Source organism: Methylobacterium amylolyticum (genome assembly GCF_030700245.1).
In the GTDB taxonomy this organism is placed as follows: Bacteria; Pseudomonadota; Alphaproteobacteria; order Rhizobiales; family Beijerinckiaceae; genus Methylobacterium.
The window spans coordinates 88,293-102,826 of sequence record NZ_JAUYZI010000015.1 but is presented as its reverse complement, the minus strand read 5'-3'; the positions used below and the strand labels follow the sequence as shown (position 1 = coordinate 102,826).

The following is a 14,534-nucleotide window of genomic DNA, read 5'->3' as shown; positions in this document are numbered from 1 at the left end:
GGCGCGCCCGCGGGACTGGCGGCGAGTGGCCCGCAAGGGGCGTCAGGTCGCCGGTGCCGCGGACGGCCAAGGCGGCGTGCCCCCGCCGGCCGATCGGGGGGCACAAGAGCCGGCGAGGGCGTTGCCGGGACGAAGACCTCGTCACGGCGGCCGGACACTCGCAGAGACCCGCGCGCCGTGCATTCACCTGGATCATGCCCGCGCACGATTCCGGGGCGGGTGCGGCCGGAACCGCGGTGCGGAAGACCGGCCCGACCCCCGTGCCCGACCCCTGCACGGCGCCCCGGACCATGCCGAGCCTCGCCGATTGCGTGCGGGCCGTCCGGAGCCGGGCTCGATCCTGACGTGGTCCGTGCGTCGCGGTTCGGGACGGCTCCGACATCCCGCGTCGATGCGCGCGCATTCGCCGGACCGGCTTCCCCCGCGGCGCGGAGCGCTCTACCCCCGGGACGATGGACGACGCCCCGCATCTCGACCCGGACGCCGACGCCTTCGTGCGGCGGATGCGCGAGCGCGGCGCGCCGCCCTTCGACACCCTGCCGCTCCCGGTCGCCCGGGAGATGTACCGGCGCCAGAGCCGCTACTTCGGCGGCGACAGCCTCCCGATGGCCTCGGTCGAGGCGGCGGCCGCACACGGTCCGGCGGGACCGGTGCCGCTGCGCGTCTACCGCCCGCACGGGCTGGCGCCCGGGCCGGCCCCGGCGACGCTCTTCTGCCACGGCGGCGGCTGGACGGTCGGCGACCTCGCCTCGCACGACAAGGTCTGCCGCCGGATCGCGGCGGCCGCGGGCTGCGTCGTGGTCGCCGTCGACTACCGCCTCGCCCCCGAGCACCCGTTCCCCGCCGCGGTCGAGGACGCCGTGGCCGCGCTCGGCGAGGTCGCCGAGCGCGCCGCCGCGTTCGGGATCGACCCGGACCGGCTCGCGGTCGCGGGCGACAGCGCCGGCGGCAACCTCGCCGCCGTGGCGGCGATCGCCGCCCGCGACGCCGGCCTCGCGCTGCGGGGGCAGGTGCTGATCTACCCGAGCACCGACAACCGCCTCGACGCGCCGGGCTACCCGTCCCGGGCGCGCAACGCCGGGGTGCTGCCGCTGACCTGGGCGCTGGTCGAGCACTTCGCCCGGCTGTACCGGCCGATCCCGGACGACTGGCGCGCCTCGCCGATCCGCGTCCCCGACGCCGCTTGCCTCGCCCCGGCCCTGCTCGTGGTCGGCGACCGCGACGTGCTGCACGACGAGGGCCACCGCTACGCCGACCGCCTCGCCGCCGCAGGCGTGGCCGTGGAGCGGCACGACGTGCCCGGCATGATCCACGGCTTCATCGAGATCTCGGGGGCGATCCGCGCCGCCGACGCGGCGTTCGAGCGGATCGGCGCGTGGCTGCGTCGGCGGCTGTGACGCGCGCGCCGCGCCGACGGCGGATCCGGCCGTCCGCGGCTATCCCCGGCGACAGCGGTGCAGTAGCCTGGCGCGCGACGCGAAACACTGCGCCGATGCGGTCGAGATGCCCGTCTCGATTGGAAAACACAGTCGCGTACAACCAAAAAAGTTTGCGACGGGGACGACGCCGATGCTCTCAGGGACTGCCGACCGCACGATCGCGGACACCGACGCGATCCGCAGGCGGGTGCTCGGCAAGCTGCGCTGGCGGATCGTATTCTACGTCTTCGTCCTGTTCATCATCAACTATCTCGACCGGGTGAACGTCGGCTTCGCCGCGATCCACATGAACAAGGATCTCGGCCTGTCGGCCACCGCCTACGGGTTCGGCGCGGGGATCTTCTTCCTCGGCTACATCGCCTTCGAGATCCCGAGCAACATGATCATGCACCGGGTCGGGCCGCGGATCTGGATCGCCCGGATCATGGTCACCTGGGGCCTGATCTCCTGCGGCATGGCCTTCGTCCAAGGCGAGATCAGCTTCTACATCCTGCGCTTCCTGCTCGGGCTCGCCGAGGCGGGCTTCGTCCCGGGCATCCTGCTCTACCTGACCTACTGGTTCCCGGCCCGCGACCGCGCCAAGGCCACGGCCGGCTTCATGACCGCGACCGTGCTGTCCACCGTGATCGGCGCGCCGATCTCGGGCTGGATCCTGGCGAGCAACCCGACCTGGTTCGGCCTCGTGGCGTGGCAGTGGCTGTTCATCCTCGAAGGGCTCCCGGCCGTGATCCTCGGGGTGGTGACGTTCTTCTACCTCGTGGACCGGCCTCAGGACGGCCGCTGGCTCGACGGGGAGGAGCGCGCGTGGCTGATCGCCGAACTCGACCGGGAGAACCGGCAGGTGGAGGCGGTCGGCGCGCACGACATCCGGACGATGTTCCGCGACGGGCGCGTGTGGCTGCTGACGCTGATCTACATGTTCAACGCCATGGCGGTGTACGGCGTGGTGCTGTGGCTGCCGCAGATCGTGCGCGCGATCGGCGGCCTGACCGATTTCCAGACCGGCCTCGTCACCGCGATCCCGTTCGTGTTCGCGGCCATCGGCCTCGTCGTGGTCGCGCGCAGCTCCGACCGCACCGGCGAGCGCAAGTGGCACACGGCCGGCGCGGCCTTCCTCGGCGGGGTGTTCCTGGCCGCGAGCGCGCTGGCGCCGACGCCGCTGACCGGCCTGCTGCTGCTCAGCGCGGCGGCCTTCGGCGTCTGGTCGGTGCTCGGCGTGTTCTGGTCGCTGCCGACCCAGTTCCTGACCGGTGCGGCGGCGGCCGGCGGGCTCGCCGCCATCAACGGCTTCGCGCAGATCGGCGGCTTCGTCGGGCCCTACCTCGTGGGCTGGATCCGGGACACCGCCCAGAGCTTCACCCCGGCCCTGCTGACGCTGGCGGCGGGGCCGATCATCGCCGCCCTGCTCTGCGCCGCGCTGCGGGTGAAGCGGGTCGAGCGTGTGTGACGGGAGCGGCGTCGAAGCCAGCTAGCTTGAGCGTGCGAACGGCCGGATCGGGTGGAAACCGGACAGGCAGCCATTCTCCTTCGAGCGACAGGAGCGGACTTCACGTCTTTCGGCTCGTTGTGGACGTTGGGCCAGGGTCCGCGAACGGTGACCGAACACTTTGCCGGAACACCTGCCATGACGCTGGACGAGGATTTCCGTACCATTGCCGCCTGGATCGAGGCCCATGACGGCAAAAACGCACCCGCCTTCAACCCGCCGGCGTCCGACCGTCAGATCGACGAGGCGGAGCAACGCCTCGGCGTGACCTTCCCGCCCGCCATCCGGCGGCTCTACCGGTCGGCCGACGGGCAGCCGCCCTACCGCACCGGCTTCTGGGGCTCCTTCCAGCTCGTGCCGCTTCAGGACGTGGTGGACAATGCGGAGTTCCTGAACGACGAGTTCCCCGACGGCGTCAACGTCCACGACGAGGATCATGCCCCGATCGACGTGCCGCCCGGGATCCGCGCCGTCTGGTGGTCGCGCGGGTGGCTTCCGATCATGGAGAATGGTGGGGGCGACCATGTGTGCGTCGATCTCGACCCGGCCGAGGCGGGCACGCTTGGACAACTCGTCACCTACTACCACGACGAGACGTACCGACCCCTCCTGGCGCCCGGCATGGAGGCGCTGCTGCGCCACTTGGCGGAACGGCTGCGGAGCGGCGAGTGCCGCATCAGGGACGGGATGATCGAAGGCGCGGCGTGACGGTGGAACGGCGACGGTGGCGTGGCAGGGTTTCCTCCTTCAGACGCCCGCTTTCGAGACGATGCCCCGGGGATCCGGACCGACGGTGAGGCGTCGAGCCCAGTTCCTCGCGTGGTCGAGCGTTTTCCGTTCCCCCGGCGGGTCACCGGGCACGCGTGCCCCCTCACCCCGCCAGATAGGCCGCGAGGTTGCGGCGGACGCGCTCCAGCGGCACCTCGGCCGGGTCCGGCAGGGCGAAGGCCGCGCCGGTGATGGTCTCGTAGGCGCGGATGTAGACGGCGGCGGTCCGGAGCACCACGTCGGCGGGGATCTCGGGGATGGCGTCGCGGTAGGGATCGCAGCGGGCCACGACCCAGTTGCGCACGACATCCTTGTCGAAGCTCTCCGGCGCCTCGCCCGCCGCGAACCGTTGCGGATAGCTCTCCGCGAACCAGTAGCGGCTGCTGTCGGGGGTGTGGATCTCGTCGGCGAGCACGATCCGGCCGTCGCCGTCGAGCCCGAACTCGTACTTGGTGTCGGCCAGGATCAGGCCGCGCGCCGCGGCGATCTCCTGGCCGCGGGCGAACAGGGCGAGCGCCGCCTTGGACACGGTGCGCCACTGCTCCGGACCGAGCAGGCCGCGCTCCAGGATCTCGGCCTCGGTGAGCGGCTCGTCGTGGCCGCCGTCCGTGGCCTTGGTGGTGGGCGTGATGATCGCCCGCGCGAGCGGCGCGTTGGGGCGCAGGCCCTCGGGCAGGGTGTGGCCGTACATCGTCCGCTCGCCGGCCCGGTAGCGGGTCAGGATCGAGGTCGAGGTGGTGCCCGCGAGGTAGCCGCGCACCACGATCTCCACCGGCAGGATGTCGAGCCGGCGGCCGACCACGACGTTGGGGTCGGGATAGGCGAGCACGTGGTTCGGGCAGAGGTCGGCGGTGCGCTCGAACCAGAACCGGGCCGTCTGCGTCAGCACCTGCCCCTTGAACGGGATCGCCGCGAGCGCCCGGTCGAAGGCGCTGATCCGGTCGCTGGTGATCAGGATCCGCCGCCCGTCCGGCAGATCGTAATTGTCCCGCACCTTGCCCCGGTAGTGGTTCGGCAGGTCCGGCAGGGTGGCCTCGCGCAGGACCTGATGGGCGTGCGGGGCGAGGGCATGGGGGTCGAGGGCATGGGGGTCGAGGGCGTGCGTGTCCATCCGGCTCGATCCTTCGGGGGTCTGCGGGCCGCCTTGTGCGCGCAAGGCCGCCGGAGTTCCAGCCCCGGCCGCGGCGCTCACGGCGCTCCGGCCAGGACGTGGCCGAGCGGCCCCTCCGATCGCTGGCCCTCGCAGGCCGGGTCGGTCGAGACGAAGTGCGAGCCCGAGGCGGGGGCGAGGCAGCGGTAGATCGGCCGGGTGCCGGGGCGGGGCGCCTCGGAGACGTACCCGGTCTCGCCCAGCACGATCTGGCCCTCGCAGGCCGGATCCCGCGACAGGAAGTGCGGGCCGGTGCCGACCTGGCAGGAATAGAGCGGCGCCGTGCCGGGCTCCCGCAGCCGCCACACCGCGCCGAGCACCGACTCGGGGGCGAAGTCCGGGGCGATGTAGCCGGCGCTGACCCAGTGCTGGCCGTCGCGGGGCCGCAGCGCCCGGCGCAGGGGCAGCGTCGGGCTCGCCTGGGTCTGGACCGCGGCGGCGATGTTCCACGTGCCGGGATAGGGATCGCCGCCCGCGAAGTAGACGGTGACCCGCGGCAGGTCGAAGGTGAGGTTGCCGTGCCCGTCGCGCAGCAGGCCGGGGCTGTGGTTGAGGTAGAAGCCGGTCACGTCGGTGTTGAGCTGGCCGAGCGGCGTCCAGCGGCCGGTGCCGGCGAGCAGGGCGCCGACCGGCATCGCGAACAGGCCCATCCGGTAGGTCTCGCGGTCCGGGTTCTTGCCCGGGTCCTTGCAGTGGGTCGGCGGGGTGCAGCCGCGCCCGGGCAGCCCGGCCATGGTGTAGACCTGCCCGGCGCGGAAATCGTAGGCGAAGTCGGTGTTGGGGAAGAGCAGCGCGCCGTCGCTCGCGACGTTCGGCATCCGCACCGGCGGGTCGAAATGCACGCCGTCCGCGGTGTGGCGGACGAAGATCTCGCCGAACCCCGGCCGCTCGGGCGTCGTCGTGTCGGTGGTGAACACGAACAGGCCCGCCTTGCCGTCGGCGTTGAACAGGCCCGGCTGCCCGGCGCCGTAGGTCTCCCGCTTGCCCGGATCGGTGTTCTGCGGGCGGATGACCGGCTCGGGGTACTTCACCCAGGTCACGCCGTCGTTCGAGAAGGCGAGCCCGACGGCGTTCTGATGGCCCGGGAGGTTGTCTGCCCCGGAATAGTACAACGCGTGGGTGTAGGAGTGGCCGTCGGCGGGGTTGGTGAACCGGCCCTTCACCACGCCGGGGTCGCACACGTAGGTCTTGTCCCAGGTGTCCGGCGTCGAGCGCAGCACGACGCGGGCCGGGCCGAAGGCGCCGGTCCGCCGATCCTGCGTGCGGTGGAAGACCACGTCGGTGTCGGTGGGCTCGGGCCCGCGGCCGCACCACCAGATGTGGACGACGTCGCCCTCGGCGATCAGGCTCGGCGCGTAGTTGTAATTGTGCTTGCTGGCGGGCTGGCCGTCGTTGACGAACAGGGGGGCGGCGTCGGGGCCCTGCCACTGCGCGGCGGCGGGCAGCGGCGCCGCGAGGAGCGCGGCCAGCGCGGCCCGCCGAAGGTTCCGTCCCACGTCCTGCTCCGCCGCCCCGAACCGAGGGGGCCGGTATAGGGCGTGGCGCGGAGCCGGTCAGCCCCGCGCTCAGCGTGCGTGGTCAGCGGCGCGGGAGGGCGCCCGCCGGACCGCCGGCGCGCTGGCCCGAGTAGCGGTAGGCCTGCGCCGGCCGGACGCGCGGCGCGGACATCGCGCCGACGGAGGCTCCGGCGTAGCCCGGATAGGCGGAGGGCGGGTACGGGCTGCGGCGCGAATCGATGCCCGCGGCGAGCGCCGGGCTCGCGGCGGCGACGATCACGGCGGCGGCGAAGAGGCGGGTCTTCATGATGAACTCCTGCGCGCGAACGATGTCCTTCGGACAGCCGCTCGGCCGATACGGTCGCGTCGGGGGATCGTCGGGGGCGACGACTTCGAGCCCGGCGGATGTGCTTGGCCGGCTGCGGCTTTCGGGTGATGATGTACTGTCGTCGGGAGGCACGGATCTGTGCGCTTCCGCACGAGCGGAGGATCCGCCCCCGAGGTCCGCGGCGCGGGTGACGATCGGGCCCGGCCCGTCGCCGGATCCGGCGATGCGCGGGTCCGGGGCCCTGGCGCGGTGACGGGGGCGCGCTACCGTGCGGGGGCATCGCCGCGCGCGGGACCCCGGGATTCATGCGGCCGTCACGGCGGGCGCGTAGCCGCTCGGCATCGCCGGAGACAGACCCATGCGCACCCTCGTCGCGACGCTGGCCCTCGTGCTGGCCGCCTCCGCCGGCTCGGCGGCGGAGCAGGCGCAGCTCGGGCCGCGGCCGTTCTACCTCGTGGACAGCTTGAAGCCCGGGCCGCTGAAGGACCGGCTCTCCGCCTGCGGGGTCGACCGGAGCTACAGCCCGCGCCGCTTCTCGATCTCGCACCGCGGCGCGCCGCTGCAATTTCCCGAGCACACCCGCGAGGGGGTGATGGCGGCCTACCGGATGGGGGCCGGGATCATCGAGTGCGACGTGGCCTTCACCCGCGACCGGCAGCTCGTCTGCCGCCACAGCCAGTGCGACCTGCACACCACCACCGACATCCTCGCCCGCCCGGACTTGGCCGCGAAGTGCACCAAGGGCTTCGAGCCGGCCGATCCCGCCACCGGCCGCAAGGCCTCGGCCAAGTGCTGCACCAGCGACCTGACGCTCGCCGAGTTCAAGACGCTCAACGGCAAGATGGACGCCGCCGACCCCGACGCCACGACGCTCGCGGCCTACATGAACGCGACGCCGCGCTGGCGCACCGACCTCTACGCGACCACCGGGACGCTGATGTCCCACCGCGAGTACATCGCGCTGGTGAAGTCGCTCGGCCGCAAGTTCACCCCGGAGCTGAAGGTCCCGCAGGTGCCGATGCCATTCGAGGGCAGCTACACGCAGGATCAGTACGCGCAGGCGCTGATCGACGACTACAAGGCCGCCGGCATCCCCGCCGCCGACGTGTTTCCGCAGAGCTTCCAGCTCCGGGACGTGCAGTACTGGCTCGCGAAGGACCCGGAGTTCGGCCGGCAGGCGGTGTTCCTCGACGACCGGGACGAGCGCGAGGCGGGCCGGTTCGACCCCGAGAAGCCGGAGACGTGGAAGCCCGGCATGGCCGAACTCGCGGGGATGGGGGTGCGGATCCTGGCGCCGCCCCTGTGGATGCTGGTCCGCCCCGGCCCGGACGGCACGATCGAGCCCTCGACCTACGCCCGCGAGGCGAAGAAGGCCGGGCTCCAGTTGATCGCGTGGTCGCTGGAGCGCTCGGGCCCGCTGAAGGGCGGGGGCGGCTACTACTACCAGTCGATCAAGCCGGTCGTGACCGGCGACGGCGACGCGCTGCGGCTGCTCGACGTGCTGCACCGGGAGGTCGGCGTGCTCGGGGTGTTCTCCGACTGGCCGGCCACCGCGACCTTCTACGCGAACTGCGTGGGGGCGGACTGAGATCGTTCCCGGCTGACTCGCTCGGCTGGCCGCGCCCGCGCCGTCATCGCGAGCGGAGCGACGCGACCCAGTGCGGCACCGGTCGCGAACCCATCCTGAGATGAGACGCGACGGGGCCCGGAGGCGGCGCGCGCCTCCGGGCCCCGGACGAAAACGCCGAAGAGCCGCGGCTCCTCGGGGGACGCACCCTCAGACCACGAATTGTCCGCCGTTGATGGTCAGCGTCGAGCCCGTGATGAAGCCGGCCTCCTCGCTCGCCAGGAATACCACGCCGCGCGCGATCTCCTCCGGCTCGCCGAGGCGCCCGACCGGGATGTGCGGCAGGATCGACTTCTCGACCACCGCCGGGTCGATCGCCTTCACCATCTCGGTCGCGATGTAGCCGGGGCAGATCGCGTTCACCGTGATGCCGGCGCGCGCGCCCTCCTGCGCCAGCGCCTTGACGAAGCCGAGGTCGCCGGCCTTCGCCGACGAGTAGTTCACCTGGCCCATCTGGCCCTTCTGGCCGTTGATCGACGAGATGCAGATCACGCGGCCGAACTTGCGTGCGCGCATGCCTTCCCACACCGGCCGCGTCATGTTGAACAGCGAGTTCAGGTTGGTGTTGATGACCGCGTACCACTGTTCCTTGGTCATCTTGTGGAACATGCCGTCCTTGGTGATGCCGGCATTGTTCACCAGGATATCGATCGGGCCGACCTCGCTCTCGACCTTCTGGATGCCCGCCGCGCAGGCGTCGTAGTCGCTGACGTCCCACTTGTAGGTCTTGATCCCGGTCTCCTCGGTGAACTTGGCCGCGGCCGCGTCGTTGCCCGCGTAACTCGCCGCCACCGTGTAGCCGGCCTCTTTCAACGCCTTCGAGATCGCTTCGCCGATACCGCGGGACCCACCCGTGACCAGTGCCACACGCGCCATGTCGTTTCCTCCCGATGATGACCGTCTACGGTCGTTCTGAGAACCGATCCGGGGAGGCGGGACGCGCGCCGCGCGCCCGCTCCACCGGTGGTCTGCGCTTCTTGTCCGATCTGCCGGGCGTGGCGATCACGCCCGGATCGTTCCGGCCGCGCCGACCTCAGGGCCGCTCGAGGCACATGGCGACGCCCATGCCGCCGCCGATGCACAGCGTGGCGAGGCCCTTCTTGGCGTCGCGGCGCTTCATCTCGTGCAGCAGGGTGACGAGGACCCGGGCGCCGGACGCACCGATCGGGTGGCCGATGGCGATGGCGCCGCCGTTGACGTTCACCTTGGCGTCGTCCCAGCCCATGTCCTTGTTCACGGCGAGCGCCTGGGCGGCGAAGGCCTCGTTGGCCTCGACGAGGTCGAGGTCGGACGGCTTCCAGCCGGCCTTCTCCAGGGCCTTGCGCGAGGCCGGGATCGGGCCGGTGCCCATGATCTTCGGATCGACGCCCGCGGTCGCCCAGGACTTGATCTTGGCGAGCGGGGTGAGGCCGCGGCGCTCGGCCTCGGAGGCCGACATCAGCACGATCGCCGCGGCGCCGTCGTTGAGGCCCGACGCGTTGGCGGCCGTCACCGTGCCCTCCTTCGAGAAGGCGGGCTTGAGCTTGCCCATCGCCTCGACGGTGGCGCCGTCGCGGATGTACTCGTCGGTGTCGACCACCGTGTCGCCCTTGCGGCCGGGCACGGTCACCGCGCAGATCTCCTCCTTGAACCGGCCCTCCTTGCGGGCGGCCTCGGCCTTGTTCTGCGAGCGGGTGGCGAACTGGTCCTGCTGCTCGCGGGTGAGCTGGAAGGCCTGGGCGACGTTCTCGGCGGTGGTGCCCATGTGGTAGCCGTTGAAGGCGTCCCAGAGCCCGTCCTTGATCATCGTGTCGATGAGCTTGATGTCGCCCATCTTCTGGCCGCCGCGCAGGTACTGGCAGTGCGGCGACAGCGACATCGATTCCTGGCCGCCGGCCACGATCACCTTGGCGTCGCCGTTCTGGATCTGCTGCATGCCGACCGCGACGGTGCGGAGCCCCGAGCCGCAGACCTGGTTGAGGCCCCAGGCGGTGGCCTTCTCGGGGATGCCGGCCTTGATCGCCGCCTGACGGGCCGGGTTCTGGCCGGCGCCGGCGGTGAGCACTTGGCCGAAGATCACCTCGTCCACGTCGTCGGGCGAGACCTTGGCCCGCTCCAGCGCCGCCTTGATCGCGGTGGCGCCGAGGTCGTGGGCGGGCACCGCGGCGAAGGCGCCCGCGAACGAGCCCACGGGGGTGCGCGCGGCCCCGACGATGACGATGTCCTCGCTGCCTGCCATCTGAACGTTCTCCTCTCGCGGCCGGCGCACCATTGGCCGGGCGCGCTCTGATACCGTTCCCGGGATGAAGGGCTCGGCATGGGCGAAGTCAAGGAGCCGATTCCGCCCAAGCGGCGGCTGGCGTGACGCTTGGCGCGGAGTGAAAACACGGGGATGCCGGGGGCTTATGCATTATTCTGCGCTGGATGGCGGCAGTTTGCTGTTTTCTGCGCCCGTGGAAGGGTTTAGAATTTGTGTGCGGGCGCGAAGGCGGCGCCCCCGGGTCTCGGAATGCCGGACCCGCTCAGGTTCCGACGGTTCGCGCGTTCAGAAAGGCCGGCTTCGATGACGGACAACGTCAAGGTCTCCCAGACCGTCATCAAGAAGTACGCCAACCGGCGGCTCTATCACACCGGCACCTCGACCTACGTCACGCTGGAAGACCTCGCCACGATGGTCCAGAACGGCGAGGATTTCGTCGTCTACGACGCGCGAACCAGCGACGACATCACCCGCTCGGTGCTCACGCAGATCATCTTCGAGCAGGAGAACAAGGCGGGGGCCGAGAACCTGCTGCCGGTGGCGTTCCTGCGCCAGCTCATCCGCTTCTACGGCGACAGCATGCGCACGATGGTGCCGAGCTTCCTCGAATTCTCGATGGCCAACTTCGCCCGCGACCAGGACGGCCTGCGGGAAAAATTCGCGCACAGCTTCGGCCCGGCGGCGTTCCAGAACGCCATCGAGCAGCAGGTGCGCACCAACATGAACTTCTTCGGCGACGCGATGAAGATGTTCACGGGCTTCGGCGGCGCGAATGCCGCCGGGGCCCAGGCGGCCGCGGCCCCCGCCGCCGCCGCTCAGGCGCCCTACACCGGCAGCGAACTCGACGACCTGAAGCGCCAGATGGTCGAGATGCAGGAGCGTCTCGAAGCGCTCGCCAAGAAATAGGATGCGCCCCGGGACTGCCGGTCCCGCACGGGACACGGCAGTTCGGCGTTTGCGTCGGCCGATCCCACCAACCCCCTCACCCTGAGGCGCCGGAGCGAAGCGGAGGCCTCGAAAGAGCCCTCCAGCCAGCCGCGCGATCCCTGGAGCCCTCCTTCGAGGCCCGCTCGCGCGGGCACCTCAGGATGAGGGACAGGGTCGGAAACGCCCCTCGGCTCGCCGCGTCGTGTACCGTGCCGGTCCCGGAAAAGGTTGACGAACCGTTAACGGCGGCCCCACCTTTGCACCGTCCACGCGTCAGCGTGCGGAGGATGCGAGGATGGCGCAGATCGGCACACACGGCCGTATCGGACCGGCACAGGTGTCCCCCGTGCGGGCCGCGCGCCCGGCGGCGGATCGGTCCGGGGATGAGCCCGCGGCGGCCTCCCGGGCCCTCACTGTCGTCGAGGGCGGGCGCCGCGAGGCGCCCCGCGGCCCGGACCGGCGGGCCGAAGCCGGCTTCGTCGCGCAGCTCCTGGCAGCCTCGGACCCGACCCTGCGCCCCTCGCGCCTGGAGCGCACGCGCCGCGCCGCGGATCTCTACACGGAAACGGCGCGGCGGCTCGCCTGAGCCCCGCGCCGTTCCGGTCGTTCCCGTGAGACGAATCAGGCCTCGGCGGACTTCACCTTGAGCACCTGACGGCCGCGGTACATGCCGGTCTTCAGGTCGATGTGGTGCGGACGGCGCAGCTCGCCCGAATCCTTGTCCTCGACGTAGGTCGGCGCCTTGAGGGCGTCGGCCGAGCGGCGCATGCCGCGGCGGGAGGGGGAGGTCTTTCGCTTCGGAACGGCCATGGCAGGATCCTTCGGGTTGCGGGTCGCGGACAAAGCGGCGGCGGGCGGCTCCTCGATCGGAGGAGCGCCGCGCGCACCGCAGGATACGGATTGAGGGCGCGCTTATAGCGGCGGGGGCCGGTGCTGGCTAGTGCGCGCCGGGACGCGCCCCGAGGCGTGTTCAGGCGTCGAGCAGGCGGGCTCGCTCGTCCGCGGAGAGCGGCAGCAGCGGCGGGCAGAGGCGGTTCCAGCCGGCGTTGCCGGTCGCCTGCGCCAGCAGCGCCTTGATCGTGGCCATCTGCGCCGGGCCGACCACGCGCTCGCGCGCCGCCGTGACACGGGCCTGAGCCGCCTCGACCGCCTCGGCCTGGGCCGGGTCGTCGTAGCCGCGATAGACCGTGGCGAGATCGGCCGCCACGAGGTTCGAGGTGGCGGTGATGCAGCCGGCCCCGCCGATCTTAAGCAGTGGCAGCATCAGCGGATCGGCGCCGGTGAGCACCGCGAAGCCCGGGAAGCGGGCGATGATCGCCTCCATGTTGGCGAAGTCGCCGGCCGAATCCTTGATGCCGGTCACCGTGTCCGGGTAGCGCGCCCGCAGCCGCTCGATCAGACCGTGGGAGATGGCCACGCCCGAGATGTGCGGGATGTGGTAGAGCACCACCTTCAGGCGGTCGTCGCCGACGCGCTCGATCACCTCGGAATAGGCCGCGAACAGCCCCTCGTCGCTGGCGGTCTTGTAGTAGAACGGCGGCAGCATCACCACGGCGGGGACGCCGAGGGCGACGGCGTGGCGGGTGAGATCGACCGTCTCCATCAGCGCCGGCACGCCGGTGCCGGGCATCAGGCGCGCGGGCGCGATCCCGCCCTCGACCGCGGCTTCGAGCAGGGCCTTGCGCTGGGCGGTGGAGAAGGAGTTCGCCTCGCCGGTGGTGCCGAGCAGCGCGATGCCGTCGCTGCCCTGGTCGAGCAGCCCCTTCGCGTGGGCGACGAAGGCGGCGTGGTCCGGCGCGTAATCCTCCGTCAGCGGGGTCATCGCGGCGCAGTAGACGCCGCGCGGGTGCAGGTCGGTGTTGGCCATGGCGTATCCTCCGGCGTCGTCTCAGTAGGCCGCCCGGTAGAGCGCGGCGATGTCGGCGCGCGACATCTCGCGCGGGTTGTTGTCGAGCAGGCGGCGGATGGCGTGCGCCTCCTCCGCCATCCTGTCCAGATCGTCCTCCGGCACGCCGATGCGCGACAGGCGCATCTCGACGCCGAGATCGGCGCAGAACCGGTAGGCGTGCTCCAGCACGGCGTCCGCGCCGGAGACCGCCGGGGCACCGAGCGCCTCCAGCACGCGGGCGGTCTTCTCCGGCACCGCGGCGGCATTGAAGGCCAGCGTGTGCGGGAAGATCGCGGCGCAGGCGAGCCCGTGGGCGACGTGGTGGCGGGTGCCGAGCGGGTAGGCGACCGCGTGGCCGGCGGTGGTGTTGACGGGCCCGAGGCAGAGGCCGCCGTAGAGGGAGGCGAGCGCCAGCCCCGCCCGGGCCTCGCGATCGGCGCCGTCGGCCACCGCGCGGGGCAGGTAGCGGCCGACGAGCCGCGCCCCCTCCAGCGCGTAGAGGTCGATCGCCGGGTGGCTCCTGCGGCTGGTGTAGGCCTCGACGCAGTGGGCCATGGCGTCGACGCCGGTGGCGGCGGTCACGGCCGGCGGCACCGTCATCGTCAGGTCGGGATCGATCACCGCGAGGTCGGCCAGCATGTGCCGGCTCTGCACCGCGAGCTTCGCCTGCGCCTCCGGGTCGGTGACCAGCGCCCGGGTGCCCGCCTCGCTGCCGGTGCCGGCGGTGGTCGGGACCTGGACGAGGCCGACCCGGCGCCCCGCCACCCTCTCCGGGCCGACCACGTCGCGCAGGGTCTGGCCGCTGCCCGGCAGCACCGCCACGAGCTTGGCGAGATCCATGGCACTGCCGCCGCCGAAGCCGATCACCAGATCGGGCTGGGCCTCCGCGGCGAGCGCGAGGGCGGCGTCGAGGTTCGGGATGTCGGGCTCGGGCTTCACGTCGCCGAACACGGTCACCGCGCCGGCCAAGCCGAGCCGGTCGACCTGGGCGGCGTTGAAGGCGTCCGCCACCACCAGGGGGCGACTGTAGCCGCGCTCGGCCGCGAAGCGGGCCACCCGCGGCAGGGTGCCGGCGCCGAAGGCGACCTCCGCCGGGCGGATCAGGTCGATGGGGGTGCTGAGATCGGTCACGCTCGGACTCCGGCGCCGTCGTTCTGGTTTGCGGGGAGCGCCGGGCCGGCCGCAT

Annotated in this window: 14 protein-coding genes; 6 read left to right on the top strand and 8 right to left on the bottom strand. The window is 72.0% G+C overall.

What is annotated here, in order from left to right; genetic code table 11:
- Positions 1 to 452 precede the first annotated feature (452 nt).
- The 3 genes from Q8W71_RS12960 to Q8W71_RS12950 all read left to right on the top strand — a co-directional run bounded on the left by Q8W71_RS12960 (position 453) and on the right by Q8W71_RS12950 (position 3,633).
- On the top strand, positions 453 to 1,397 hold the full coding sequence (locus Q8W71_RS12960; protein WP_305525788.1) for an alpha/beta hydrolase: 945 nt from the start codon (positions 453 to 455) through the stop codon (positions 1,395 to 1,397).
- A gap of 172 nt (positions 1,398 to 1,569) precedes the next feature.
- Positions 1,570 to 2,886, top strand: a complete 1,317-nt coding sequence (locus Q8W71_RS12955; RefSeq protein WP_305525787.1) for an MFS transporter — start codon at positions 1,570 to 1,572, stop codon at positions 2,884 to 2,886.
- Positions 2,887 to 3,063: 177 nt separating this feature from the next.
- Positions 3,064 to 3,633, top strand: a complete 570-nt coding sequence (locus Q8W71_RS12950; protein WP_305525786.1) for an SMI1/KNR4 family protein — start codon at positions 3,064 to 3,066, stop codon at positions 3,631 to 3,633.
- Between the two features lie 163 nt (positions 3,634 to 3,796).
- Here Q8W71_RS12950 and Q8W71_RS12945 read toward each other — a convergent pair whose 3' ends face one another.
- The 3 genes from Q8W71_RS12945 to Q8W71_RS12935 all read right to left on the bottom strand — a co-directional run bounded on the left by Q8W71_RS12945 (position 3,797) and on the right by Q8W71_RS12935 (position 6,646).
- Positions 3,797 to 4,804, bottom strand: coding sequence for a phosphoribosylaminoimidazolesuccinocarboxamide synthase (locus tag Q8W71_RS12945; protein ID WP_305525785.1), 1,008 nt, complete (start codon positions 4,802 to 4,804; stop codon positions 3,797 to 3,799).
- A 77-nt stretch (positions 4,805 to 4,881) separates the two neighbouring features.
- Complete coding sequence (locus Q8W71_RS12940) at positions 4,882 to 6,339, bottom strand: hypothetical protein (protein WP_305525784.1); 1,458 nt, start codon at positions 6,337 to 6,339, stop codon at positions 4,882 to 4,884.
- 82 nt (positions 6,340 to 6,421) lie between these two features.
- On the bottom strand, positions 6,422 to 6,646 hold the full coding sequence (locus tag Q8W71_RS12935) for a hypothetical protein (RefSeq protein WP_305525783.1): 225 nt from the start codon (positions 6,644 to 6,646) through the stop codon (positions 6,422 to 6,424).
- Positions 6,647 to 7,025: 379 nt separating this feature from the next.
- On the opposite strand from Q8W71_RS12935, the gene Q8W71_RS12930 reads away from it, so the two are divergent.
- Entirely contained in the window at positions 7,026 to 8,255 is a 1,230-nt protein-coding gene (locus Q8W71_RS12930) for a glycerophosphodiester phosphodiesterase family protein (protein ID WP_305525782.1), read from the top strand.
- Between the two features lie 189 nt (positions 8,256 to 8,444).
- Here the strand turns inward: Q8W71_RS12930 and phbB are convergent, their stop codons facing one another.
- Together phbB and Q8W71_RS12920 are read right to left on the bottom strand one after the other, a co-directional pair.
- The gene (phbB, locus tag Q8W71_RS12925) at positions 8,445 to 9,170 is read right to left on the bottom strand and encodes an acetoacetyl-CoA reductase (protein WP_305525781.1); all 726 of its coding nucleotides are present in this window, start codon (positions 9,168 to 9,170) and stop codon (positions 8,445 to 8,447) included.
- Between the two features lie 157 nt (positions 9,171 to 9,327).
- Entirely contained in the window at positions 9,328 to 10,512 is a 1,185-nt protein-coding gene (locus tag Q8W71_RS12920; RefSeq protein ID WP_305525780.1) for an acetyl-CoA C-acetyltransferase, read from the bottom strand.
- Between the two features lie 324 nt (positions 10,513 to 10,836).
- On the opposite strand from Q8W71_RS12920, the gene phaR reads away from it, so the two are divergent.
- Together phaR and Q8W71_RS12910 are read left to right on the top strand one after the other, a co-directional pair.
- On the top strand, positions 10,837 to 11,439 hold the full coding sequence (gene phaR, locus Q8W71_RS12915; RefSeq protein ID WP_305525779.1) for a polyhydroxyalkanoate synthesis repressor PhaR: 603 nt from the start codon (positions 10,837 to 10,839) through the stop codon (positions 11,437 to 11,439).
- A gap of 316 nt (positions 11,440 to 11,755) precedes the next feature.
- Complete coding sequence (locus Q8W71_RS12910) at positions 11,756 to 12,046, top strand: hypothetical protein (protein ID WP_305525778.1); 291 nt, start codon at positions 11,756 to 11,758, stop codon at positions 12,044 to 12,046.
- 35 nt (positions 12,047 to 12,081) lie between these two features.
- On the opposite strand, the gene rpmF is transcribed toward Q8W71_RS12910, so the two are convergent.
- The 3 genes from rpmF to Q8W71_RS12895 all read right to left on the bottom strand — a co-directional run bounded on the left by rpmF (position 12,082) and on the right by Q8W71_RS12895 (position 14,479).
- Positions 12,082 to 12,270: a 50S ribosomal protein L32 gene (gene rpmF, locus Q8W71_RS12905; RefSeq protein ID WP_003601373.1), complete on the bottom strand. Its 189-nt coding sequence runs from the start codon at positions 12,268 to 12,270 to the stop codon at positions 12,082 to 12,084.
- A 160-nt stretch (positions 12,271 to 12,430) separates the two neighbouring features.
- Positions 12,431 to 13,327, bottom strand: coding sequence for a dihydrodipicolinate synthase family protein (locus Q8W71_RS12900; RefSeq protein WP_305525777.1), 897 nt, complete (start codon positions 13,325 to 13,327; stop codon positions 12,431 to 12,433).
- A 21-nt stretch (positions 13,328 to 13,348) separates the two neighbouring features.
- Positions 13,349 to 14,479 (bottom strand): iron-containing alcohol dehydrogenase, encoded by a 1,131-nt coding sequence (locus tag Q8W71_RS12895; protein ID WP_305525776.1) that lies wholly within the window; start codon positions 14,477 to 14,479, stop codon positions 13,349 to 13,351.
- Positions 14,480 to 14,534 lie beyond the last annotated feature (55 nt).